Raw genomic sequence first — 25,848 nt, forward strand, 5'->3', positions numbered from 1 at the left:
CCCTACGTGGGCGTGAATCTTCTCAGCTCGCTCCTTCGGATGAGTACCTCAGCCTCACCACTCCACCGGCTCGGAATCCGCGCCGGCGTCGTCAGTAGCGGTCAGCACGATGTGCGGCGCCTGCGGATAGGTGCGCTTCGAGATGGTGATCACCGACCCGCTCAGGCCCTGCTTCTCGTCGTTGACGAACCAGTGGTGCCGAGAGATCCGGCCATCAGGGTCCTTGCAGTTCGCGTTGGCGCGCCAGGACGACGAGCTTTCCTTCACGTCGAGCTCGCATTTGGGCGGTTGGTTTTCCTTCACATCGATGACGACTTCGCTCTCCGCGGTCTTCTGCATCTGGGTCTCGATCTGCAGAGCGATCTGGTACTCGCCCTCACTCTCCAGTGTTGCTCGCGCATACCGGGAGCCATTGGTGTCGATCTGCTTGCCGCCCAGGGTGTAGCGCATGGACAGCACCTTGTCCTTGGGATGGCCGCCCGAGATCGAGGGCATGACCAGGACCTTCAGGGGCGCCCGGGTCGCGTTGTTATCGCCCGTCCACCGGAGCGACACCGTCCACGGGGGCGGATCCAGCAAGGTCACGGTACGCTCGACCGTCGAGTAGTTTCCGCGGCCATCAGAGACGTGCACCTTGAACGGATAGGCCGCGGCCTTGCTCATCTCCAGAATGCGCAGCGTCTCGTTCGTCTCGTTGGCCACGGTGTAGCCGTCAACCTTCGGCAGCTCCCAGTCATATTTGACGTTCTCCAGCGCCTTGAACTGACCGAGGTTTCTCATCCGCAGGGTAAGCGTCGCCGGGACATAGGCGGCGCTCAGGCTAGGCTGCAACTCCCATTTCGGCCACTCGTACTCCCAGTAGGTCAGTCGCTGCTGCGTTAGCCCCTCGCCGCCTTTGTCGCGATAGCCCTCGATCCAGGCTCGGTAGGTGATGTAGGTCGGCTTGTCAGTCACGTCCTCTTCTGTCGGTGTGAACGCCGCCGTGGTACCGGGAACGATCGATGTGCCATCCGGCATGATGAATTCGCCGGAGGCCTTCAGATCCATGTTGGTGTACGGCATGACGAGCCGGGCAACCCAGGTCGACTCCTTGCCCACTTCTGGCCGGCGGTTACCGACCAGCTGCACGCGCGGGGGCTTCACCTTCCGGAACGCAACGCCACCGCGCAACAGCTTCCACGCCAGCGGATCGTCTGCAGGCGCGTCCTTGAACCGGACGCGCGAGAAGACGTAAACGCGCTCCTCGGCGCTACGGGTGACCGAGTAGCTGTCATTGCCGGCGAACCAGGTCACCCCCTTGTCCAGGCTCCACTGCGCCTCGATGTTGGACAGATCCATGACGTCGCCCTTTTCCGACTGCTTGAGCTGGAAGGTGGCCTGAGCGTCGACGAAGGTGTTGCCCGGGCCGGCGAGGTATCCCTTGGGGATGTTGAAGGCGTTGATCTCGATGGCCTGGGTCATCGACTTGGCACCGCTGTTCTTGTTGGTGAGCTCGGCCCTGATCATGTAGCTGCCCTTCTGCAGGGTCGTCGCCAGCCGTTGCGGGGCATTGCTTGGATTGCTCACGGTCTGCCACTCGCCACCGTTGGTGGACATCTCCCAACGCACGCTGCCCAGGTCCCGCGCCCAAGACCGGTTGTTCACCTCCGCGAAGAGAGTGACGCGCATGGGGGCCTCCCCGGTGAGGCGTAGCGCCCGGACACTGCCGTCAAGCGCCGCACCGTTGAGGATGACGATGCTCAAGGGGCGCGGCGAGGTGCGCGTCTCCTGGTAGGCGGGCTCCGGCGACACCACCCGTGCTTCGGCGTACACGCGCAGGTTTTTGCCGGCGAGCTTCTCCACCGGCACCTCGAAGGCCGCGTGGCCAGCGCCGTCGGCACGGACCCATCCGGCGATCTCCTCAACGGTGTTCCAATCCGGCCGCTGCACCAGGCGAATCTCCCACTCGCCCATGGTCGCGCTGTCGTACGGGACCTGGCTGTTGTAGGCATCGCCCATCGTGACGCCAACTTCCAACGCATCGGTCGAGAGGATCTTGCCGTTCTCGTTGTCGATCACCGGCATGATGTTCGCGTCCGGAACGGATAGCACCGTGAGATCGGAGTGGGTAGCGATGTTGGGCAGAGCGGTATAGGCCACATCCACGGCGAGGGGCCGGCGCTGCCACAGCGTCGAAAACGGCGCGGCGTAGATCCTGCGCAACTGGGTGCTGACGTCGCCATTGACCGGGTTGATGTCCTCGGTGATCGAATCACCCTGGTTCAGGTTGTGCGTAAGCTTCAGCCGCGCGCTGACCGCGGTCACGGTCGCATCGCCGGCGTATCCACCGCTGATAGGGGCCGCCAGGAGGGTATCGCCGAGCTGCTGCGCACCCTTGTACGTCACCACCGGAGCCGTCGGCTGCTTCGCGGTGAAGACGAACTGGTCGGTACCGAGATCGATCTTCTTGCCGCTGGGCGTGAACGAGGAAAGCTTCCAGGCGATCCGGTTGCTGCCGAGCATCGTCACCGCGCCGCGCAGGACCGGCTTTTCCCAGTTCTCCCGTATGGCAAGGCCTGGCGGTATTTCGGTCCATTCGACCAGGCAAGTCGGCCGGGTCGAATAGGAGGCCGCCGCCGTGATTGCCCGGCGCTCGATTACCGTCAGATCACAGGTTGGTCCTGCGCTCTGGACGAACTCGATGTCCAGGTCCTGGACCTGGGCATAGACGGTATCCATCGGGTACTTCGACGTCATCTTCACGGCGCCCGCCATGGGCACCACGTTCACCTGGGTGGGATAGGTCGCCAGCAGGCTCTTCTCCCCCTTGTCGTCAACGATGTAGGCAGCTGCTTCGACGGGATAGGTGCCCGCCTCCGCGGCGAAGCCCTGCTGCAGCAGCAGACCGTCGCTGGACAGATCCTTGGCCTCAGGCATCGGCTTGGTGAACTGCAACAGGCACACCGGCTTGTCATAGGGATTGCTGTCGCGCGCCGAGACTTCTCTGACGGTGTTGGTGCACACCGAGTTGGAGGCTGAGAACTGGATCCGGGCCGACTCGAGCCCCAGTCCGATCGTCGCCGGGGTCGCCTTGAGCTCACCGGTGAGCTTCCATACATCGAATGGGACGGCATAGACGGTACCGGTCAAATCGGCCCGCGCCAGAAGGATGCGGCCATGGCCGGCGGCGCCACTTTGCAGCGCAGCGACGGCCGCACCAAGCGAGCCATTCATGACCCGGTCCATGGCCAGGCGCGCACCCTGGCCGCGCTCCAGCGGCCGACGGCCGACGCGCAGGCCAACCTCCGACTTGCGCTCGACCATGACGATGATGTCGGTACCCAGCTCAGCGAGCGCTTGCTGATCGGTGATCACAAGCCCAGGGCGCCCATCCAGGTGAGTGAGCTCCTTGGTGATCGCCGGCGTGCTGAATGCGCTGGGGGCCAGCTCCTTGACCGGCAACTTGTCGAAGGGATCATCGAGGGATCTCGGCGCCAGCCGCACAGGGAAGGTCGCCACAGCGCCGTCCTGATCGGTCACCGTGACAGAGACGGTGGTTGCGGTACGGCCGTCGGTGCTGAAATGGAGTTCATCGCCGGTGAACCACACGTAGCCGTGCTCCGGCTGAGTGGCCACGGCAAAGGTGTGAGAGCCCCAGGTGTTGTCGTCGATCGCGGCAAGTCGCTGGCTTCCACCGACGCCCTCATAGAAATAGACGACGGAGGGGGTGAGGCCGGTCGGCGCGGTGTTGAGCTGAGCAACGGCCACGGTGGCCATCGCTTCGACGTACTCGCCGCCCTTATCCACCACCCGGAACCGGAACAGGTCGTTACCGACGAAATGCGGGTTGGGCGTATACACGTAGCCGGCGGCCGTGGCCACCACGGTTCCCGACTTTGGCTGTTCCACCACCTCATAGGTGAAGGAATCCCAGGCATTGCCATCGGTGACCTTTGGCAGGGTCGCGGAGGAGGCGGCGTTCTCGACCGTCCTGATGCGCAGGGTTGCCGCGACCGGCGCCAGATTGAAGCGATCGACCTGCAGCGCAATGGTGCCCTGCACAGTCAGGCCGCCAGGATCGGTCGCCTCGATGACGGCGGAATCAGTACCCACGAAGCTGGCCGCCGGTGTGTAGACGAGCCGGTTCTCGACGATGGCCAGGCCCCCATTGGCAGCCTGCTGCACGAGCCGGAGCGAATGACGGCCGGCATCGGCCACGTTGCGGTCGACGATGCGTGGGTAGTAAGGCGCGCTTGCCGTACCCTCGCGCACCACGATGCTCCCCGACAGGCTTTCAGGCGCCAGGTTGCGTGGCTTGACGACCACGGTCACGGTGCCTTTGCCAGACTCCCCACCGGCGTCCGTCGCGGTGATGGGGAAGCTCTCGGTCCCGGTCCAACCGGGCTTGGGCATGTAGACGACCTGGCCATTCAGGACTTTCACCGTGCCGCCCGCGGAAGTGGCCGGTACGGCGAAGGTGAAGGTATCGCCTGGATTGGGATCGACCACCGTGGGGGTACCGGATACCTCGACGCCCTCTTCTGTTACCAGGCTCAGGCCAACTCGCGTAGGGCCGACGTTACGACCGCGGACGGTAACCGTTGCGGTCCCCACGACCTCGGCACCGGCAGGATCTCGGGCGATGAATTTGAAGCTGGTGGTGCCCTTCGAGCCAAAGGGGGCATGGTAGACGAGCTGGTTGTTCACCACCTCAGCGGTACCACGCATCTCCTGAATGGGCACCGCGAAGGTGTGTTTGCCCGCGTCGTAGAGGTTTTTATCGACCACCTCGGGTGTGACGGGCGCGGAGGCCTGGCCCTCGTTGGCAACCAACGCTGCGTTCGCCGCGCTGGGGGCGTAGTTGGTCTTGTCGACCTGGATCGCGCCGTCCTTGATAGCCGATTCGGCACCGGCGGCATCGCGCAGCTTGTACTTGAAGGTGGCGGTACCGACATAGCCGTCGACCGGCACGAAGCGAACGCGCAGGCCTTCAGTGGTGATTTTCCCGACGCTCGGATCCGGTTGCTGGACGATCACCACGGTGTGGCTGTCCGGATTGTCTGGATCGGTCCCGATGACCTGGTCACCGACGACCTCGAAGGCGATGGTCTGTGCAGCGGACACCAGGCCACCTGGATCCGTCGCCGTGACCTTGGCGCTGGCGGTGCCCAAGTAGCCGGTCGCTGGCTTGAACGTCAGCAGGCTGCCGGCGAGGCTGACAGTTCCTGCTGCCGCAGCGACAGGCTGCTGAATTGCAAAGGTCAGCGGCGCGTCGTGGTTCGGGTCGGTAGCGGTCAGCTCGACAGTGACCGGCGTCTCCATGGCCGTCTTGGCAGATGCGGCATCGACCACAGGCGCCTGGGCAACGGGTAATACCCGCACCAGGATCACGCCCTCATCCGAGTCCAGGCCGAAGGAGTCCTTGGCCACGTAGCGAATCTCGCGGGTACCGACGAAGGTGGCGTTGAGCGAGACCTTCGCCGTCGTTCCCGTGAAGCTGACGCTGCCGAAGGCGGGATCTGCCGCAGATACTGCGCGCAGCGTCGCCGTGTCGTTGGCGTCTACGTCAGAAACCTGGAGGGTGAAGCTGCTGGTAGCGCCCTGGTTGAGGGTGACCGTCTTGCTTTCGACCACTGGCTTGTCTGCTACCGGCGTGACGGTGATGCTCACCGGTACGGGCGCTGAGGCCGCACTGCCAGCGTCGATGACGGCCACCTGACACGTGGTCTTGCCGTTCCAGTCAGGCGCAGGCGTGAAGACCACGGAGTCGCCGTCCAGGCCGCAGCCACCGATCGACGCGCCCGGCTGGCCGCTCACGACAAATTGGTAGGGACCGTCGCCATCCGGATCGGTGAAGACGATCTTGGCGTGCCCCGGTGTGTCCTCGTCCGTCACGATGCTGATGGGCTGGGCAACGGGGGCATCGTTGACGCCCTGGACAGTGATTGGGATATCGACCACGGCGCTCTTGGCGCCTGCGGCGTCCACAGCGCTGATGCGCAAGACGTCCTGGCCGTAGAAGTCTGGCTTGGGGGTCAGCTTGATGCGGTGCCCGTCAGCGAGCACCTCGCCGGCAACGCCCTTGCCTTGTGCTTCGATCACCAGGCGGTAGATGTCCACCGCGTCGGGATCCTGCACCGTTGGCTCAAACGTCATTTGCGCGTCTTCCGTCATGATGACGGGCTGCGCGATAACCACCGGCGGATCGTTTCGCCCCGTGGTGATGATGCGGATGGTGGCCTTATTGGAGTAGGTGCCGTGCTGATCGCGGCCGCGGTACTGCAAGGCAACGATGCCGCTCCACCCGGGCACCTGGGTGAAGGTCAGGGCGCTGCCCTCAACCTTGACCTGGCCAATGGCGCTATCGGGCGTATCGAGCACTTCGAACTGCTCTGCAGTGACGCCCTCCCCGCCCAACGTGAGCGGCACGATCGCAGGCTGATCTTCGGCCACCGAGATTTCGATGTCGCGAGCAGTCGGCTGCGCGATCGCGGCCTGAACGATCACCTCGGTGAGCGTATCGCCAACGGTAAGCACCAACGGGCCGGTGAAGCCGGCTGGAGCCGTAACGGTACCACTGCAGCTGGCAGCCTCTTTGGTACGGACGCCGCCGCACTTGCCTGCTTCCTGGCCCGTGCCGGCGCCGATCAGGATCGGGACGCTGTAGCTTCCAGCCGAGGTGCAGCTGTTGCGCGTGGCGCTGTAGGTGAGCTTGATCTGCGCACCGGCAAAAACCGCCCGGGAATCAGGCGTCAGCACCGCATTGGACTCGGTGCATTCAGCAGCTTGGACCTGGTTGGTGTAGTGCGCGAGGCCTGCGAACAGCAGCGCGACGAGTCCCTTCGAAATCTTCCAGTTCACAGGCCGGTTCCCGAGCAAGTTTCAGATACCTGAAAGCCGGCATGCGCCGGCTATCAGAGGGGTGAGCCCTGGGCGGCTCCCTAGTTGATCTGCAGCAGCGGCGCTGCGCTGGTCACCATGTCATTGGCGGCCGGCAAGGTTGCCGACATGATCGATTCGATGATCTTCGGGGTGTTGTACAGGCCGACCCCGCCGCCGATACCGGTGGCGAACGCCATGATCGACTGGCGCACGACGCCGCCAACGATGCCCACCAGCACCATGGCGCCGGCGACCACGCGGCCGAGGGTGCCCTGCATCCAGTCACTGATCGTGGTCCAGACGGCGTCGAAGTCGGTACCGCCGGTGCCTGCCATGGCGCTGGATGCGCCCACGACGAGCAGCAGGGCGACGCCGAACTTCACCAGGTCGCGTTGACGACGCGCGCGGTGGGCCGGGTTGCTCAAGGGTTTAGCCGGATTGCTCAGGCGCATGTTGTGTCTCCTTACGAGGGCTGGGGGGGTTACGAGGCGGGGATCGCCTTTTTGTGGGATTCAAGCGGACGCAGCGAAGGCGTCGGCCGCAGGGACGGCGTACCGACTTCCCAACGGCGCGGTTCGATCTCGGTGTAAATGAAGCCAGGTACGTTCAGGTCACCGGCTTGCGACTCCCAGGGCGCGACCCAGACCCGCATGACGGTGGCCTGACTGCGGATCGGCACCGGATCACGCGCCGGGCGAGGCACGACGTAGCGCTCGCCGGCCGCTACTTCCGGCTGCACCGCCGGCGCCGGGGCGTGGCCGCCGTGCTTTTGAGCCTCGGCCTTCTGGGCATTCTTCTCGTCGACGATCTGCCGGAAGTTCTCGTTCTCGGTCAGTTGGTACACGTCACGCGCCGACATACAGGTCACGCCGTCGGGCATGCCCTTACAGCCGTAATCGGACGAGCCGATCTGCAACATGGAGCAGCCGCTGATCATCGAGGTGAGCGCCGCCGCAGCGGCAAGGCCCAGGGCCTTACGCAGGTTCGTTTTCATGAGGTTGAGTATCCGTAGCGAGAGATGTTGGAAGGGGACAATTCACCCCCTTCCAGGGCGTTCAATAGAAGGAAGCTGGGCGCTCCCACTGGCTTCAGGTTTTGTTCTTGCTCAGCGTTTTCAGCTTGAGCTGCACACCCTTCTTGACGACGAAGTCGATCTCCCGGGCAGCGTCCACTTCGATGACCGGGTAGAGGTTCTCGGCCATCTCCAGGTAGAAGTCCGCGATGCGCTCGAGGGCTTTGCCGGTACCGCCGATCATGGCGCCCTGCATGGCCTGGGAGTTGAAGGCCTGCTCATAGACGGGCGATACCGTCCGGCCATTCGTACCGCTGCCACTGCTGGCGATGCTGATGCTCGGCACCTGGCGCACGCTGAAGGCGTCCGAGACGCCCTGCATGAAGCCGGCCATCAGCGAGCGAGCCAAGATGGCGCCCTGCTTGGAGACCAGGCGGCCCCGCACTCCGGCCTTGCCGTCTTCGCCCGAGGCATAGGCGTCCATACCGCTTTCGATGATCCCGCCGTCATCACGTACGCAGGAGATCGTCTCGGCCCGCATGTAGGCGCGTTCCGAGGAGAGGTCGCCGAACGCACTGGCAATGAGGAAGCACTCGCGAACGTCTGCGCGGAAGCGGTTCGGCAGTACGGCCTCCTTCTTCACCCGCAGCAGGACAGGGAAAGGATCTTTCCGTGCTCCGTTACCGGTGGGCGCGTCGATACCAGTGATGATCGCGCCGGAAAGGATGGCGCCGGCCGGAAGGTAGACGTCCTCTTCCTTGGCGTCGGCATCAGGATCTTCAGCAGGTGCCTCATCCCCGTAGGACATGATCTTCGGCGGCTCTTCCTTCTTGGGCGCTGCGCCCGGCTTCTCAGGCTCCTTTTCCGGCGCCGGAGCGTTGGCGAAGAAATTGCCCTGGTTGCGGTTCGGGTCCATCAGCGTACGGTCATAACGCTGACGCTCCTGCGCCTGCGTCTGCTGCTGCGCAGCCTTGCGCTCCAGCTCGGCGGCCTTGTCAGGCGTCGGTGCCTTGGACTGCGCTTCCTGCAGCTGCTTGCTGAGGTCGCGGTTGTCCTGCTCGGCCTTCTGCTGAGCAGCCTGCGTTGCCTCAAGCTTTGCCGTCAGGTCCCCTATTTGCCCCTGAATCTCTTTGAGGCCCGCAGCGGTCGCTTGCTGGGCCTGGGTCCCATTCATGAGGTTCTTCAACGTCAGCTTGAGGTCGTTGAGCTCCTTGCTCTGCGCACGCTGCTCGGCGTTGAGCGAATCCAACCCGACCCCACGGGGATCCGCGTCGGTCAGGACGTTGGTGATCGTCGGCTTGGCGTTGGTCTTGCGCTGTACCTCGCCACCCAGGCTGCTCAGGCCCCAGACGAACAACAGCACGCCTCCAATCGCCACACCGATGACGGTCCACTTCTTTTTCTGCGGGCTCAGGTTGGCCCATGTTTGCTTGATCATGGTGCCTTCCTCAGTTCAGCAGGCTCGGGCGGGACGAATCTTCCGCCGGCGCCTCGCCCACACGGGTGACGATGTAAACCTCGGTCTTTTCACCGGCCTCGAGCATGTTGCGCGGCCAGGCGGCGGCAGCCGCCAGCGAGGGATGGGTGCAGCTGGTCTCATCAAACATGATCGGCGCGCGGCCATTGTTCTGGGCGACGCCCACCAGGACGCGGAAGTTGTGGCCCATGATCACCTGGGCCCGGCTGAAGTCGAAGTTCAGGCCCTGCTGATAGCAGGCGGGAAGCTTCTCGCCGCTCTGCAGCTTGGCCATCGAATAGCCTTTAGGAATACCGCCCAGGGCGAGGGCGCGCATGATGCCCTTGATGGTCTCCATGTAGGGCTGGCCTTCCTCCCACTTCTTGGCCTGCCCGCTGTAGCGCGATCCATAACCGAAGCCACCGGCGCTGGACGGGCTGGTGCTCCCGGGCACCTGGCCGATGATCAGGTTGGCCTCGATCGGCGGCACCTTGCGAGGCGCCAACGTCAGGCTGATGGCCACCGACTCATCGTCCTTGGGAGTGATGTACATCGTCACCGGGCTTTCGCTGTTGGTCGATACGTAGATCACGTTGCCCTTCGTCTCGACCGTAGCTTGGGAGGTGGTCAGCACCGTTGGTTTTTCAAACGGGGTGACGATGCGGTTCAGGTGAAACAGCGCCGCGGGGATGATCGTGTTGACGCCTGGCTGTACCACCACGTCCTGGCGCGAGCTTACCGGCGGCGCGGCGGCCTCGGCTGCACCAGAGGTCTTGGCGACCGAGGCCGGGACCGCGGGAAGGTCACGGCCACCACCGGCGACATGAACCAGATCGGTAGGCGCCTTCGCGGGCGCTGCTTTGACCTGGTCCTGCTTCTGCACGGTGCTGGAGGCCACCGTCGGAGCGGATGCGGGTGCAGCGGGCGCAACAGCAGGTTGCGCGGCCGCGGTGCTCGGTAGCGTTTTCTGCTGCTGCTCGGCCAGAGCCTGGCGCGCCACCTGCTCGTCTGCTTCCTGCAGGCCGTACTCGGCCGGGTCGACGTCACGGCCAGGCACCGCGGCGATTTCCTGAGTGCGTGACTCGGCCACTGGGGTCTGTGGGATGTTGAGCTCACGAGCGTTAGCGATCGATGCTGAAGAAAACAGCGCGACGCCGATCAGCGTGAGAGTTTGGATGTTAGTTTTCATTGCGCTGCTGCTCCAAACGCTTGCGAGTATCTGCGGCCTTGGCCTCGCGGTTTCTAACTTCTTCGGTGCGCGGCGCACCTTCATACACAGAGAGGTAGGCAATGACCGGCTTATAATTTTTGATCTTCAACTCAATCTCATAAGTCATATCGAGTTGCTTAGGCTGGCCGCTCGGACCGGTCATCTTGGACTTGCCCACAATGAAGTACTTGGTCGCATCCTGCTTATCTTGCAGGACTTGGCGCGGCTCGAACTCCAGCGTCACCCGGTCTTGGCGAATCTGCCGAACCTGGCTGTCAATCTTGTTAAGCACGTCCTGATAAATATCGTTGGCAAGTAATGGCTCGAGCGTCGCCTTAATGATCTCGGCAGACTTTGGATTAACGTTACCAAGTCGATCGGCAATGTAGAGTGCCCAAGCGCTGACGTAGCTATCCGATGCGCGGTCTTGATCGACCCAGGCACGCTCAGCAAGCGTCGGCGGCTGCATGTCAACGACGGTGCTTTTGCGCAGCCAACCGATGACGGTCAGTACTTCCACCAGGATCAGCGCGACGATGATCTTGCGAAGAAAGGCGTTCTCCGACATGGTCCCGCGATAGGTGTTTTTGAATTTGCCGTACAGCATGGCGACCTCAGTTAAATTCGCGGATGAAAGGATTAGGGATAGTGCGCGCCTTTGCACCGGAATATCCCGTGAACCAATAGATCATGTGCACCATAAAGCCGTCGGGGTGATCATCGCGGTACTTTCGGTACCAACGAGTCAGCAAGAAGCCCGCTATCGTGCAGACCGCGGCATATCCAGTGAACATACCAAATACGAGACCGATCCCAATGGGAGCAACTTCATCTGCCTGCCAAAACAACAGGTGCGGCGGATCATCAACGTATTGGGGGATATCGATTGGCTGCATTATTGTGCGGCTCCATTGCCTTGAACGAGTTTCGCCATGGCGCGAAGAATGTCTTCGGGCCCCTTGGCGCCAGAAAGAACTACTTGTCTATTGCTCGGGTTATGGCGAACGATGGTGGTCGGTGTTTCCTTGATGCCCAGCTCTACCGCCTCACGGAAGTCCGCCTTCACCTTCTGCAGCGGCTCCTGGTTGTCGATGCAGCGCGAAAGGGCCGCGCCGTCCAGGCCGATGCTGGAGGCAATTACTGCGAGCGGCTTTTCGGTCCCGGTACCGTTACCTGCGGTCGAACTGAAGATGGCGCCGGCCATGCGGTAGAACGCATCGTTGCCACCCTGGGCCGCCGCGCACTCTGCGGCGAACGCCTCCCTGCGCGACGCCTCGCCATGGATCGGGACATGCTTGAACACCACGGCGGCGTTGCCCCGCGAACTGTCGACAACAGCCTTGGGTACCGCGAAATACTGCTTGCAGTAGGGGCACTCGAAGTCCGAGTACTCAATCAGGCTGAATTGAGCGGTGGCGTCGCCATAGCGACGGTCGCCGGTGATCGGAACGCTTTGGCTCTTGCTCGGTACCGCCGGTGCCGTGGGCACAGGCGTGGGCGCCGGGGCAGACTCTTCTCGGCGGCGAGAAAGGAGCGAATCGAGTTCGGTACGCGAGAATGCATACGGCTGGATCTTCGCGACCTGGTCGTTGAGCTGGTTGACCAGGTGTTGCTGATCACGAATCGCCCGACCGCAGAAGACGGCGGCAGCGATAGCTAACGTGATCGCTACGCAGGAAAGGATGATGGGAAGTCTTGAGCTCATAGGGCACCTCAGCTGGTATAGCCATGGTGCTCAGGCGCGAGGATTGTGTGTGGGCAATCCACGCCGTCTGCGGGATCGAACCCCTGGTGGTTGAGCGATAGGGCGGCAGTACGAAAATAGAAACGCCCGGCAGGTGCCGGGCGTTTGTCGGCGTCAAAGCCGTTTGGGCAGGTTGCCTATCAACAAGCTTGCAGCGATCGGAATGAGCAGGATGACCACGAGCGGAACGATCATTGGCGGAATCGGCAGCGGTGCGATGAACGACAGGCCTAGCGCCATGACCACCCACGAGATGATCCTCGAGCTGTAGGTGTTCAAAAACGGCGAGGAATGGGCGAAGGTGTAGCGCTTGATGTTCCAGGCCATGTACCCGCCGAGGATCGCCGGCAGCAGAATCACAAGCATGTAGGGCAGCCACATCATCAGCAGCAGGCTTCGATAGTAGATGTGGTAGCAGACCTTGAGGACGGCGTCGCCGCGGCCGGCGATGAACGTTCCCCACTGACTCTCGAGCTTTTCCCAGCCTGGCGTTTGTTTGCCCCCCAGGAAGAAATCACGCACCGTCGCATTCAGTCCGGACTCCAGATGGATCGTGCTGTACAGCCGTCCGGTATCTTCAATCAGCTGGTCGCTGGCGGCCTTGCCCATCAACGCCTCACCCCAGTCCTGCTCTTTCAGGATCGCAGCGTCGATGAATGCATTGGGAACGACGCACACGATGAGGAGGATCTCGATGCATACGAACGCGAGGGAGAGCCAGAACCCGGCCGGCATCCGCTCTTCGATGTCAGCCATGCTCGGCTCCTTGGATGCTGCGCCACACCAGCCCTATGGAGGTGTCTGCCGGAAGAAGCATTGCTTCAAGCCGGGCCCTGACCGAGGCGCCACTCTCCTTCTCGACTTCAATGAGCAGGCTGTTCTGCATGTCGACCACCGCTGCGGTCGGCGCAGGTTCCCTTTCCAGCATTTCGGCCAGTCCATCGAGGAACGGATCCATGAAGGCAACCAGGCGCTCCTGGTCCGGCCGACCTAGAGCAGACTTGTAGGATCGAAGCGCCTCAGTGAGCAGGTCTCGACAGCAAGGCGCGCAGCTCTCTGATTCGACGACTTTGAACGCAGCCGGCACCACCTGGAGTGCTGTTGGCCAGTCGGCCTCCAAGAGATTGAGCAGGCCTTTGGTTCTAGTGTCGCTACCGAGCAGTCGAGATAAGGATTCAAAGCGGGTACGCATGATCAAGCGGCCTCTTTCGTAAGCAGGCGAGCACGCGCCACTGCCTTTTCAAAGTTCTTGGGTTTGGTGAGCACCGGAATGCGCCCTTTCTGGATCTGGCCGCCGGCGAGAATCGCGAGAAATTCGAGATCTGGCAGCTGGCCGAAGAGCTGCGCTGGAAACAGCTCGCCCTCCTCGTCCATCAGACGCTCTCCGACGTTCAGAGAGTGCATGTGCGGGTCGTCCTTGGTGGAGTTGCCCTGGGTACGCATGACGTACTTGTAGTAGGTAGGCGGAATTTTCTCGGCGATGTACTTCTGGGTGTCCTGGTCGGTAATTCGCAGCGCGATCACATGGTTGGTATTGCCGAGGACCTGGCGCGCCTTCGCCGGTGACCCCATTCGCGCTTCGAAGTCAGCGATGGTCTGCGTGGCGACGTAGATGCGCATGCCGGCACCGCGGCCCTTGTTCAGCAGCTGTACCAACTGGTCGTTGACGATCTCCGCCGCCTCGTCGCAGAAGATATTGACCGGAGCGGCCTTGAGCTCTTCGCCGCTTTTGAGGTTGTAGCGCTGTCCGGCGACGGCGGCCAAGTCGGCCAGGAAGATCGAACCGAGCGCGGACCCGACCATCGAGTCGGACAGGGAGTCGAGGCCCAGGTACAGCACCTGGTTGTTCTCGATGATCGTCTTGGAGTCCGTGATCTCACGGGTATCGCCGCTATCATCCTTCAGCGGCGAAAGGATCGGACCCATGTGGCCCGCCGTGAGCATGTTGAGCACAGGCAGCAGCGTCGCGATCATCTTTCCGAAGTGATCCCGGTCATGTTCGAACATGGACAGGATGCCCTCCAGATCGGAGTTCGGCTTAAGCGGCACGATCTCCCTGCGGTAGACCGTGATCAGCGCCTTTGCTTTGGCCTCGTCGGTTTTCGACTGGTTGGCAGCCGCGGCGGCGAACGCGTCGAAAGCCGGATGGACTGACTTGCCGTAAGCCGTGACCGCCTGGATGACTAGTGATGCAAGCCCACCCTCTAGCGCCCGGCGAATCTGGACCAGCGTTGGGAAGATGTCGCAGAACAGCATCGCCTGGATGACGTTGTTCACCGCCATCTGCGCGAATGCCTGGAACGGGCCCTCACCATCAGTCAGCGCCGCGATGCGCGATGCCAGCTCGGTTGCACGACCGAAGTTTTGCGTCGGTGAGATGCGCACGCAGGTATCTGGGAACGCCGGGTGGAAGTGCTTGTAGCGACTGACGTCCCCGGCAAGCTCGCAGGCGCGGCGCGCGTTCTCCGACATCTCCTTGTCGCCCTTCGGATCAAGGATGATCACCGACTCGCCACGCAAAATGGCCTGGCTGATCAGCAGGTCGAAGAGGCGGGTCTTTCCGCTACCGGTAGTGCCGACGATCAACGTATGCAGAGAGGCAAGAGAGTCCTTGTACCCAATTGGCACATCAGGCTGAAAAGAGATGCCATGGATCCAGGGTGAACCCATGAATCCTTCCGGTACGGGCGGCATGAGCTTCGTGATGTCTCGCTTGAGCAGCTCGAATACCTGCTGACCTTCGCGTTGAGTCCATTTGAAGCCGACACCGATGTACATCTTGTCGCGATGCTTGAGCATCTGCTCGATGAGCTCGTCCTGCCCCATCAGTGTCGCCTGCTGCGCTCGCAACCCCTGGCGGATCCGGTGGAGGTGCAGGGCAGCAGGGACACGCCGAAGCGCAAAGCCGCCCATGATTCCGAGGGACAGGTAGAAGGGTTGAGCAGGCAGATTGGTGGTGAGGTGCACGGCACAGGTGCCCGCCATCCCCAAAACCCAGCCGGCAATTTCGATGGCCTCGAAATTCGGCCGCCAGGGCATTTCGTACGTCCACTCACTCATCGGAATCACTCGGTCAGGTCAATGACGTGATTGTTTCCGATGAGCAAGTAGGGATAGTGCGCAATTAGCGCCCTTTTGAGGGTTGGTTCGTCGACCTGCAGTGCTGTGCTCAGCTGAGTGAGTCGCCGCGTCGATACATGCACGAGCCGTTTCCCGTCCTGTATTTTCGGCGGGCACCTACGGATGACCTCCTCGGCCAGCGACTGTAGCGCCGCCGACTCTCCCTCATCGCGCGCCTGGAAGGTCGACTGCCGGTACCGGCCTTGAGTCAGCTGCTCCAGGATGGAGCCGAGATAGGGCGAGAGCAGAAAGCCTTTGCGGTGGAGTCCGGTAAATGTGCCGGTGAAGTCGTCGAACAGCCAATTCGCATCGAGCAAAGCGGACCGATCCTCAGGGGTAAAGGCCTCAGGACGGTGCCCGCAAAACGGTTTGCCGTGGTGCTGCGCGATATGTTTATAGTTTTCTGGTCTGGCGTACCAACGCAGCTTTTCCGCGAGCGGCGGCCACAAGGCCAAATAGGCCTCGCTATCAGCTGCGGATACCGAGGCTCCTTTAGCGGCAACGCTGGCGGTGGCCGCCGGTGACTCCATAGCGCGACGTGGCGGTTCTACTGGCTCACGCTGGCGGCGTGCTTGGCCAATAGTGATGGATCCTTGCTGTTGAGCACCGCTGCTGATCCGGATCGTATTGTTGGGCGCAACGGAGGCGGTAGGGACAGGCGCGGCGCGATCGGTCGATCCGCGCGAACCCGCCGGCTGATCCGCGGTTTTGCGCGTTGAGGCAGCCGGTGTTGATGACGTTACCTCAGCCCGCTCCTTGCCTCCACGATGAGGTGACTCCGGCTGTGCGTCTGCAGCCATGATCGTCGTAGAAGGCTCTCGCGCGGCCGGTCGGCTCAGGCCAGGGCGGCCATTAGCTTGATGACGTGATGGTGCGCTCTGCTCCTTTGCTGCGCTCGCCCCGTAGTTGGTGGCCCTTTCGCGTGCCGCAGGCGCGTCCTCGCTGCTGAAGTCCTGGTCCACTACGGCAAGGCCGCTGTCGTTGGTAGCGAAAGAATCTTTCGTCACCGCAGCGCTGGGTGCCAGCAAGGCCCCTTGCAGGGGTGCGGCAAGGTGATCCGGATCCGGCTCCTCTTCTCCGCCCGGGGTTTCAGCTGGCGACACGAAAGATTCTTTCGCCGATGCATTCGCCTCTGGCGATTGCACCTTTCGAGGGGTGGTTTCGTGCGCGAAAGCTTCGGCCACGACCCGCTCAGATTGGTTTCCGAAAGTCTCCCTAGCGATCTCCTTAGGTAGCTGCACCGCTAACGGTGAGCCAGCTGGTACATCGCTCAGACCCGCGGCGGCGGCATTCTTTAGCAGGCGATCGAAGGAAAACTCATCGGCCGCGATAAGCTCATTGGGTATCGTCAAACCGGCCATCGCCGGCGAGGCAGCCTGGCGATCAGCGATTCGATCCTTGAAACGCACCAGGTCGAGCGGTGATACCTCTTCAACTGCTTGGCTCGTCTGCACTGGAGCGCCGGAGCCTTGCAGCTGGCGGTCAGGAATGTCCATTCCGACCAACTGCAGGACTTCGTCATCGATGTCTCCATAGTCCGCCGCATAGACGCCGTCTCCGTAGCGGACGGCCGGCGCCTCATCCTGTGCAGGCCCAACCTTAGCGGGAGTGGCCTCTACCACCGCCCTGGCGGCCGAAGCGGTAGCCTGCGGGTCCGCTTGCGTTCCAGCTCGATCTGGGGAGCCGGCCATTTCGCGTTTTGCTTCCGTAGTCGAACTCGACGCGGATCGAGCTTGCTCAGCTGGCTCTTTTCCTTTCAGCTTCTTCCCCATTGCGCTCACCTTTCCGCCTGGGGACTCGATACGCACGCCTGCAATTTGCAGATGCGGCTGTCCAGTGGAGTGACCGACATTGATCTTCAGGCCGCCTGCGGCAGCGGGCTCGAGGACAACCGCTGCCTTCGGCGCTACCTGGTTTTTCTGCGCAACGTCCGACTTCTTGGCCGGCACGATCTCCGGCGTTTTAGCGGGGCTGACATTTGCCTTGGGAGCAGCGGCAGGAGCTGCAGCGCTTCCTTGCATCGGTGAGTCGGCGCCGACCTGATGGGAATCATCCTCCTGCACCGGATCCAGAACTGCACCAGCACCGCTCTGTCCCGGGAGCTCATACCTGATCTCACCGGGCGCCGCTCCCACGGTGCCGGCGGTCGATGCGGGAATGCCATCGAAGCGGAACAGCGCTTCAGGGTTCGTGAGCTTGATGCACTTCAAGACGATGGGCTTGTCGCGGCCGGCGTTGATCTTGTCGACTTTGACGGGCCAGTAAATCGAGCCGTCTGCCGCCGCCTCGACGACCTTGTGATCAAGCAGAATGCCACCTAGAACGTCGGCACTACGAGGGATGGCCTTTACGCCCTGCGTCTGCAGATACTCGGCGATCTCAGTGGACGCCTGAGGCCAAACGACGAAGACGTGGCCGCCCAACACCCATACCCGGTGACCGGGTTCGTTCACGAGCCAGTCCTTCTGGCCCAGGAAATGAATCATGGTGTCCAGTACGAAGGCGGGAATGGGTACGCCGGTGCCCATGCCGAACTGACGTGATGCGTCGCCGCCGTGCTTCTGCATATCCAACTCGACGGATTTCGAGTCTGCGCCAGCGACGATGGTAGCGAGCCGTTTGCTATCATCGCGGCCGGACATGGCATTGACCATTTCGCTGTAGATGTCCGGCCCGCTCTCGCGCAACCAAACGAGCAGCTCCTGGGGAAGGAACCGTGCGATAAGGGTGGCCGATAGGTCCCGGTGGACGTCATGCCTATTCGGGTTCCAGGTCAGGTAGTAGCGATCAATTCCGTTCGCCTGTGCCCAGGCGGGTATAGGTGGGCCCATCGGATCCCAGCGGCGATCGCCACGTTCGTCAGCGACGACGACGTCACTGAGCACTTTCCCAAGATCGTGCATCAGCGCCGCGATGACCGCCGCCACATACCACCGGTTCTCCCGCACGAGGCGCTGAGCGGGAAAAAGCGAGTAATCGAAAGCAGTGCACTTGCAGCTGTTGAAGGCGAACATCGCCACCTCAAGCGAATGGGCAAGCAAGCCGCCCGGGCCTCGGTGGTGATGAGATTGCGAAGCCGGCAGCAGGTGGACGAAGTCCGCGAACGATTCAAATACGGGGAGAAGCATCCGATCGAAGCTACCGGCGGGCATGCGAACGCCGCTGGCGAGTTTCTGCATCGTCGCCCTGTGGGGCTTGAGCAGCTGGGCGCCCGGTATTCTGGCTGGCCATCCTCGTTGGAACGGCGGGTACCGTAGCAGCGCCTCATCGCCGGCCTGGATGAACTGCTGGATCTCCGGAGCGCTGACATCCAGCTCCTGGATGTCGCGGATGCTGAGCAGCGGCTGAGCGGCAATCGCCTTAGGCGCGAAAAGTCTTTTCCAAAAACGCATGATGATCTCCGGTCTGAAGGCATCATGCGGCCGAGCTTCGCTGTCGAGTCGCCAATTGCAGCCCATTGACGGCGCGGATAGCAGGCCAAGGCCAGTGAGCGTTCTAATCAGCTCGCGGTGTCGGTTTCCAACCCAAAGCTACCGTTTCCGTAGGGTGAACTACCGGCACAGTAGATGTCTGTCTAATCTCTACGATGGACCTAACCTATCCACACCATCAACGATCAGACTTTTTGGATACTTCCTTCTGGTCACATACAAAATAAATAGACCAGAAGCCAGATAGATAGCAGCCATCGACCCAATCAGTGCAGCGGGAGCGGCATCTACCTTTCGAGTCCAAACTTCTGCAGGTAGAAAGAGCGCAGCACAACTGAACACACCCCCAAAGAAGATTGACATCCACCCAAGGTTTCTCGTGGCAAACATTCCACTAACCGCCCTACTGATACCAGCAGTGAATATACCTTCACTCATGCGGAGAGTTTTACCCATATCCGTCAGGCCTTTAGGAAGCCCCTTTACGGTTCCGTATATAGAAAACTCGCCACGAGGCCCACTATGGAGAACCTCGATAACCACCCCATCATTCGGATCAAGAAAATCAAAATCTATAAAAACCATATCATGGTGATCTGATATTTTTACCTGCGCACCTATAACAGGTCTTGATTGACTAATCACCGAAGCAGAAAGAATTACACCTTCCTCACCGAAATCAAATCTTACTGGATCCGCTTTAACAATATCATCCCCAACAACAATCTTTTCTCCAGAGTTCCAAAATATAAAAACTATCCGGGACAGCTTATTAATCTGCCTGCCTTCATATGTAACAGAAATCTCCTCTGGCAAATCTTGATGATTAGCGCCTAACAAGGTTCGCCCCGAGTACGAGTACGAGATTCTTTTACGCTGCCTTGAAAATAAATACGTAAGCAACGCCGCACCAATACCCACTAAACCTACCGCAGAACCAAACCAACCTTGGCTAATAAGGTCGAAACTCCATTTTAACCAGCCCATATAATTCCTTCTCTAACATCTAAAAATGAATTGATGATTCAGTTTGCCTTGGAGCCTGGGGCATCGGATCTCAAATCTACGCTGGTCGTCGGCCACCATGGTGCAGGACATGATAGGCGAGCCATGGATCCAGACGTTATCCCGCGATCAACGCTTTTTGAAGCTGAGGACAGTGTAGACTCCCGCGCCATTTCCCATCTGCAGCAGGTAAGTCCGTTCATGAAAACTCACACAGAGCGCAAAGCCCCAAGTATAGGATTTGTATCGCTCGGGTGCCCACCGGCCAGAAGCGGACGTCGACAAGCGCCCGCTACCGACCTAAAGCGCACCTTCATGAAGGATAGGAACCGGCTGAAAGCAGCCTCTCGAATCGAGCGCTCGTATTGAGGCTGAGGTAAGGCGCTGCCCGCCGTGGAGCGAGCACCTACTAGTTCGCGCCAAGGGTGACCATGCAGACCATGGTGCAGTGGGTTTAATGTGGGGACAGATTCAATCGATTGAGCAGTCGCCGCGCCCACTCCCAATAATCTGGCTGCGGGCTAGCGGTGTCGGCCGCAGCCCCGGCGCATCCCATATCCTGATCGCGGTAGGCCCCTGAGGAAGTCATGGCCACCGGGAAGGGATTCATATCACACTCCGGGAATGGATAACTACCTGCAGCCAGACGCGGATGCCGCGCCAGGGCACCGCTGACCGGACGATCGAATACCCGTCTGAACACGGTGTGCCGTAGGTTGACATTGGTGAACAGCACGAAGCCGTGATGAGGCTGGTCCTTGCCATGCCCGAAGCGCCGCTGCTCAGGATCAAGCGGTACCGGGGGCCCGGACATCCGCCCATAGGGTAGGCCATAGGGCTGCCACTGGTGATTGCCGTCGATCGACCGCACCATGCTGTACAGTACGGAAAATCGCCCTGACGACGGGGCATCCGGAATCTGCGCCGTATCGCCTCCCAGCACCCAAGCTAGATTACGCAGGCCCGCCACGTCCAACAGCGCCATGCTAGACAGCGTGCGGGCGTGTTTGAGCGCGGCAAACTTGTCGGGATCCAGCCGGTCGTCTTTCAGGCCCATGTCTTCGTTGATCTGGGTGGCGATGGCATCAAACCTAAGTAAGTCTTTGCCTTCTGAGTCGCCCATGGTGGCAAACACCTCGTTGAGCTTCGCCGCCGTTGCGTTTTCCGGCCGGGCCAAGAGTTCGATAAAGTCGCCGGTGGTGGCATCCGGTTCAATGAAGACGGCCAGCTTCAGCGCGGCGTCTTCGGTGGTCTGTTTCACTTGGCTTTTGAGCTGTACCTTTAGATTCGCCAGCCTTCGGTGCAGCTCATCGAACGGTGGTGGCAGCACTCGCTCCACAAATTTGTTGAACTCGTTTTCAAGGTGATCGTAGAACGCAAGGGCCTTGCAGACGCCTTCATCGACCTGGTACGGCTTGGGCGTGAACGCACCGCCGTAGCACTGCATCCAGTGCAGGTACTCCGACACGAAGTGCGACTCGCCGGCCAACAGGCCCATCGCGACCCGGTGCGAGGTGTTGATGTACTCCCGGCCCGCCACAGCAATACCTTTGCTCCAGTTGTGAGCGTAGCCGGAGAGGATATCGGAGCGCGCCACCAGCTCCTGAATGCTGTCGCGGATGGCGTTGGTGTCGATCAACTGCTGACGCAGCTTGGCGAGGCGGGCGGCGGCATCGTCGACCGTCTTTCTGGCCGTTTCGGTCAGGTCTTGTTCGGCCTGCAATTGGGCACGCTTCAGATCGAACGCCGCCCTCGCCGAATCCCGGGCGGCTTGCAGCGCGGCCTGCTGGCTTTCGGCGGCGATTTTTCCCTGCAAGGCGGCTGCTTCCCTGGCGGTATTGGCGGCCAGGTCCACGGAAGCCTTGGTGACGGCGGCCGTGGCGTCGGTGATCTGTTTTTCGATGGAAGCAATTTGGCCGATGAGGTCGCTATAAGCCTTATTGACCTCATTGACAACATGGCAGACCTCTCTGCGGACTGTATCGCACAGGTCCCGGCATAACGGGTTCAATCTGCCGCCGGGGCAGAAGGTATGGCACCCCCCTACCTCGACCACGGTACTGCAATGTGGGACGGGAATCGTTGTCCCCATGGTGATCAACTGCTTGCTCAAGTCAGCCAGTGAGTTCCTTAAGCGCGCCACTGTGTTGATCCACTCGGAGCCTGCCTGGCGCGCAGCCTCGGCGGCAGTGGCTGCGGCCCTGGCTTCAAGTGCGTTGTAGTTAATCAGCTCCTCATTGCGTTGCAGTGCGTCGGCAGCCTGGTTGAAGACTCTTTCGGTCTCGTTCCAGACCTTTTGCGTCAGGGCCAGTTGCTGCTCGCGCAGGGCCAGGGACTCGCGCGCTATTTTCAACTGCACCTCACCTGAGCCGACCTGGCCGTTCAGGTCGATTGATCGGACCACGAAATCGCCCACTAGCCGCCCGGCGTCTTTCTCCAGGTCATCCAATTGCTCGGCTAAGTACTCAACCGACACCCGTACTCCGTTCATGGCCGAGATATGCCCGGCCACACCGGACTTGTTGGCGGTGCGGCCGGCGGAAGAATCGAATATTAGCCGACGGCTGAGGTAGTCCGGTAAGGTTTCTAGATCGGCACTTTCGATAGAAAACCCCGGTAGTTTGCTGTCGATGTACTTCTCCAGCACAAAGTGTCTGCGTTCCACGGCCCGCTCATCGCTCAGCACGAAGATGTCGCCCGAGTAGGCGTTGACGTAGGTATGGGCGAAGACATCGCTGGCAGCGTGCACAACATAGCCCGCCGAAAAGGCCAGCTCGGCGCCTGGTTTAGCGCTGCCGTATAGGTGAACCAGCCAATCGCTGGTACGCCAGTCTTCATCGATGCCAGGGTGAGTAGTGACCTGGCCGGTGATGACATCGGGGTATGCATCCGGCCCGAGCGTCCCAGCCAGAAAGGCTTTCGGATGATCGCGAATACTCGAACAGAGCGCCGATTCCAGCGCCAATGGAACATCACCGACCCGGATGCGGCACGATTGATTGACCTCGGCAATGATCTGCTGGCCAATCCACAGATGGGTCTTGAGGCCGAACGCAGCAGCCGGTGTGCAGACAAGAACGGAACAAGCCACAGCGAATATGGCCAACGTCCTGCTCATTGAGCCTCCTAGGTATCAGTCCAGGAGCGGCTGAAATAGCTCAAGTACGGACTACACATTCCATACAACAAGGCCTGGGGCGAAGCACAAGATTGGTGGTTTCGGCGTGTCTGGAGGACTGCGGGACTTGGACATGCCGGCTGTTATCAGTGAAGCTCCAAAGGGCGCGCTACGCAACGCCATATATGTTTTTGCGCGAATGAAATGGGTAGTGTTCTTTTATGGCGTCGCATATCCACCGACTCGTTTAGCCATTGGGAAACGAAATGTCCAGCCGATGTGCATCACGGTTCGATCGGTTCCGATTCGCGTCAATCGACTCCAAGCCACCTCGCGGAGGTGACGAGCTCGTCGATTAATCGCTGTTTTCTTGTGGTGTCGCCCAACGCGCAGCTTTACGCAGCGATCTCATGGAGATGGAGGTCCGCTAATGGTCGTGTGCCATCGTCTGCGAAGGGTAGCTATGGGTCGATAGCTGTCACTGGTAATTCCGGTTTCGTATTTCCAGTATTTGACAAGCCGACACACGGCTCAGTCAGCATGCGCAGTGCCATGAACAATCGCATTAGAGCTTCCGCTCAACGTCGCCGCGCCTCCCCTCGACGACGACTCACTCCGCGCGGCCCATCAAAGCATTGCCGCCGGCACCCAAACCCTTGGGGATATCGCTGACTTGGTCAAGGTGACCGATAGCCGATCCCCTTCGCGCGCCACGGATCGACCCGGCGAAGTGCCGGTCGCTGCACCTGTTACCAAAGGCCTTGGTTCGGTGCTATCGAACCTCCAGCAGGTGCTTGGAATCTCGCCGACGTTCCTGACAGTCGCTGCTGCCGGGAGCATGGCGCTTGGGGTGATGATTGGGGTGTGGAGCTACGGCACCCCTCTCTATACGTTCTTCTTCAGCCGATAGCCGGGGACCTCCCGGCCAGACGCAGTACCTGGGCGCTATTTGCCGCGCATGCATTTTCCACGCAGTGACGGCGGCACACCGTGGGGCCCACCCTTAGCTACCAGCTCCCACTCTCGCTCGGTAAGCGCCATACCGGCGCCGGCGCAGAATTTCCGGTAGGCAACCAGATACTCCGCCTCGGTCGCCACGGTGACAGGCTTAGAGATGGGCATAGAGGGTGGCGGTACGACGGTAAGCGCCTGGTCGATCGCCCGGTTCACACCGCTGTTGACGGCAGTGACCAGCACGCTGCTGCCCGTGCCAGTCGCCTGGTTGGGGTTCTGCAGCGCGAGATAGTTACCATGGGTGGTCATGACCATCTCTTCGCTGCCCATCACATGCTGATAGGCCGGCTTACGCAGCGCCGCGCCACCGCGCCCGTCGTGCCCCCAGCTGCTATAGAACTCGTGGGCGAGACGGACCGGAACGTAGGTGGTCGGCAGCGGCTGTACACCTTCAGTCTTCGACTGGCTCGTGCAGGAAGCCGCGAGGGCGGCGAACGCTGCGAAGACGATTTTCGAGAAACGCATCGGGACTCTCCCTGAACAGTTCAGGAGAGCCTAAATACCCAGACGCCTGGGTAGGCCCGAGTTCACGCCCAAAAAGGGCGGGATTGGCAGCTTGCATTCCGATAATGCGGGATAGGGTATGCGGGTAAATACAGAGTGAGATCGGAAAATTGAAGAGTACGCGCGCGGACGCTGGGATGTTCCTGCTGGGCTTTGCGGCGGTGGCCATACCAGGCACCTGGTACCTGCTCAGCCTGCCCTATGGCGACAATGAATCCACCGTCGCGACAGTCATCGTTGCTCAATTTGTCTCCGGTTTCGCCTTCCAATATGCCTATCGCAAGATCAAAGCGCGGCGCGCTGCACGCACAGGGAGCAAGCAATGACCTATCTCGAGGACGACATTGAGCCGGTGGATCCGGGTATCGAAAACCTGGAACGTTTCTGCGAAAAAATCGAAGCGGAGACGCCCAACGCGGTGGGATCGACCCAGCTGAAATGGTTGGATCCGACCCTGATCGAGGAGGAGCCAGGCTTTGCTCTACGGAATTACGAGGAACCGCGGGTTCAGGCGCACATCGCCAAGCTGGTCAAGGCCTGGCACGCGTGCAAGCAGATGGAGCCGATCAGGGTAGAGGTAAAAGCGGGCCGCTGCTTCCTGCGAAAAGGCGGCTGCCGACTGCGCGCTGCGCTTATCGCGCGAGCGCAGGGCGCGATGATTAAGCGTGTCGCGGTGATCGAAGTTCGCGAACGAGGAGCACGATCGACGGTGCACCTGCTCAACTCCGATGACCATCTCAGCCTGACACCGATCGAGCGTGCCCAAGGCTATCAAAGGCTGCTGGACGAAGGCTGGTCCACCACGGAGGTAGCCACCGAAATCGGCAAGACGGCAGTTCATGTGCGAGACGCCGTCGCCCTGCTTCGTATGCCTAGCGCGGTGCAGCGAATGATTGCGGATCGGGTGGTGAAGCCTCACCTCGCCCTCGACGTCTGGCGCCGCTACGGTGAGCAAACCGAAGAGGTGTTGCTGCAGGCGCAGGAGCGCGCGCGCCTCGAATGGCAAGCGTTGATCGAGGCCGATAGCGCCACAAAGCCGTTAGCCGAGACCGTGCAAACACCTGCCGCTGCGCCCGAAATCCGTATCACCAGTCGCCACGTGCAGGTGCCAACTCGTCGGTTTGGTAAGAAGTTCGTCACTGAACTCACGCATCACATCGCGGGGCTGGCCCAGCAGTTTCGCGCGAATGCCGTGCCAGACCCGCAGAATGACCGCGTTGCCCTTCATCTATCCACGGCCGAGTACCAGGCATTCCTGGAGTTGTCTGCCCAGGCTGCGGCCCATCTGTCCCAGCCAGGTACGGAAAGTGGCAATGAGCCGATAGCCGTGGCCGGCGGTAAGCCTGAAGCTCAAGCCACCGCCCACTAAGCAT

Annotated in this window: 17 protein-coding genes; 2 read left to right on the plus strand and 15 right to left on the minus strand. The window is 61.1% G+C overall.

Annotated features, from left to right (window positions below):
- Positions 1-54: 54 nt before the first annotated feature.
- The 15 genes from OMP44_RS15380 to OMP44_RS15450 all read right to left on the minus strand — a co-directional run bounded on the left by OMP44_RS15380 (position 55) and on the right by OMP44_RS15450 (position 24,436).
- The gene (locus OMP44_RS15380; protein WP_280309426.1) at positions 55-6,840 is read right to left on the minus strand and encodes an Ig-like domain-containing protein; all 6,786 of its coding nucleotides are present in this window, start codon (positions 6,838-6,840) and stop codon (positions 55-57) included.
- Between the two features lie 80 nt (positions 6,841-6,920).
- Entirely contained in the window at positions 6,921-7,313 is a 393-nt protein-coding gene (traA, locus tag OMP44_RS15385) for a TraA family conjugative transfer protein (protein ID WP_064306971.1), read from the minus strand.
- 29 nt (positions 7,314-7,342) lie between these two features.
- Positions 7,343-7,855 carry a type IV conjugative transfer system lipoprotein TraV gene (gene traV / locus OMP44_RS15390; protein WP_280309431.1) on the minus strand — a complete coding sequence of 171 codons (513 nt, stop codon included), beginning with the start codon at positions 7,853-7,855 and terminating at the stop codon, positions 7,343-7,345.
- Positions 7,856-7,949: 94 nt separating this feature from the next.
- A complete protein-coding gene (locus tag OMP44_RS15395) occupies positions 7,950-9,311 on the minus strand; it encodes a TraB/VirB10 family protein (RefSeq protein WP_093256558.1) in 1,362 nt (453 codons plus the stop codon).
- A 10-nt stretch (positions 9,312-9,321) separates the two neighbouring features.
- Positions 9,322-10,518, minus strand: a complete 1,197-nt coding sequence (locus OMP44_RS15400) for a TraK domain-containing protein (protein WP_093256561.1) — start codon at positions 10,516-10,518, stop codon at positions 9,322-9,324.
- Entirely contained in the window at positions 10,508-11,146 is a 639-nt protein-coding gene (locus OMP44_RS15405; protein ID WP_064306967.1) for a TraE/TraK family type IV conjugative transfer system protein, read from the minus strand. Before OMP44_RS15405 ends, OMP44_RS15400 begins: the two co-directional genes overlap by 11 nt.
- A 7-nt stretch (positions 11,147-11,153) precedes the next feature.
- A complete protein-coding gene (traL, locus tag OMP44_RS15410; protein WP_064306966.1) occupies positions 11,154-11,435 on the minus strand; it encodes a type IV conjugative transfer system protein TraL in 282 nt (93 codons plus the stop codon).
- Positions 11,435-12,244, minus strand: coding sequence for a DsbA family protein (locus tag OMP44_RS15415; protein ID WP_064306965.1), 810 nt, complete (start codon positions 12,242-12,244; stop codon positions 11,435-11,437). The genes traL and OMP44_RS15415 overlap by 1 nt, the downstream gene beginning before the upstream one ends.
- A 153-nt stretch (positions 12,245-12,397) precedes the next feature.
- Positions 12,398-13,039, minus strand: coding sequence for an IncC plasmid conjugative DNA transfer DtrJ family protein (locus OMP44_RS15420; protein WP_064306964.1), 642 nt, complete (start codon positions 13,037-13,039; stop codon positions 12,398-12,400).
- On the minus strand, positions 13,032-13,481 hold the full coding sequence (locus OMP44_RS15425; RefSeq protein ID WP_143008589.1) for a hypothetical protein: 450 nt from the start codon (positions 13,479-13,481) through the stop codon (positions 13,032-13,034). Before OMP44_RS15425 ends, OMP44_RS15420 begins: the two co-directional genes overlap by 8 nt.
- On the minus strand, positions 13,478-15,343 hold the full coding sequence (gene traD, locus OMP44_RS15430) for a conjugative transfer system coupling protein TraD (RefSeq protein WP_280309439.1): 1,866 nt from the start codon (positions 15,341-15,343) through the stop codon (positions 13,478-13,480). Before traD ends, OMP44_RS15425 begins: the two co-directional genes overlap by 4 nt.
- Positions 15,344-15,348: 5 nt before the next feature.
- Positions 15,349-18,795 carry a MobH family relaxase gene (gene mobH, locus OMP44_RS15435; RefSeq protein WP_280309441.1) on the minus strand — a complete coding sequence of 1,149 codons (3,447 nt, stop codon included), beginning with the start codon at positions 18,793-18,795 and terminating at the stop codon, positions 15,349-15,351.
- A 189-nt stretch (positions 18,796-18,984) separates the two neighbouring features.
- Positions 18,985-19,821 (minus strand): hypothetical protein, encoded by an 837-nt coding sequence (locus OMP44_RS15440; RefSeq protein ID WP_280309444.1) that lies wholly within the window; start codon positions 19,819-19,821, stop codon positions 18,985-18,987.
- A gap of 472 nt (positions 19,822-20,293) precedes the next feature.
- On the minus strand, positions 20,294-22,957 hold the full coding sequence (locus OMP44_RS15445; RefSeq protein ID WP_280309448.1) for a zinc dependent phospholipase C family protein: 2,664 nt from the start codon (positions 22,955-22,957) through the stop codon (positions 20,294-20,296).
- Positions 22,958-23,902: 945 nt separating this feature from the next.
- On the minus strand, positions 23,903-24,436 hold the full coding sequence (locus OMP44_RS15450) for a hypothetical protein (protein WP_280309450.1): 534 nt from the start codon (positions 24,434-24,436) through the stop codon (positions 23,903-23,905).
- A 176-nt stretch (positions 24,437-24,612) separates the two neighbouring features.
- Here OMP44_RS15450 and OMP44_RS15455 point away from each other — a divergent pair, with 176 nt between their 5' ends.
- Positions 24,613-24,801 (plus strand): hypothetical protein, encoded by a 189-nt coding sequence (locus tag OMP44_RS15455; protein ID WP_115947003.1) that lies wholly within the window; start codon positions 24,613-24,615, stop codon positions 24,799-24,801.
- Positions 24,798-25,844 (plus strand): ParB/RepB/Spo0J family partition protein, encoded by a 1,047-nt coding sequence (locus tag OMP44_RS15460; protein WP_280309455.1) that lies wholly within the window; start codon positions 24,798-24,800, stop codon positions 25,842-25,844. Before OMP44_RS15455 ends, OMP44_RS15460 begins: the two co-directional genes overlap by 4 nt.
- The last annotated feature ends 4 nt before the right edge of the window (positions 25,845-25,848 follow it).

Source organism: Pseudomonas flavocrustae (genome assembly GCF_029872515.1).
Lineage (GTDB): Bacteria > Pseudomonadota > Gammaproteobacteria > Pseudomonadales > Pseudomonadaceae > Chryseomonas > Chryseomonas aestiva.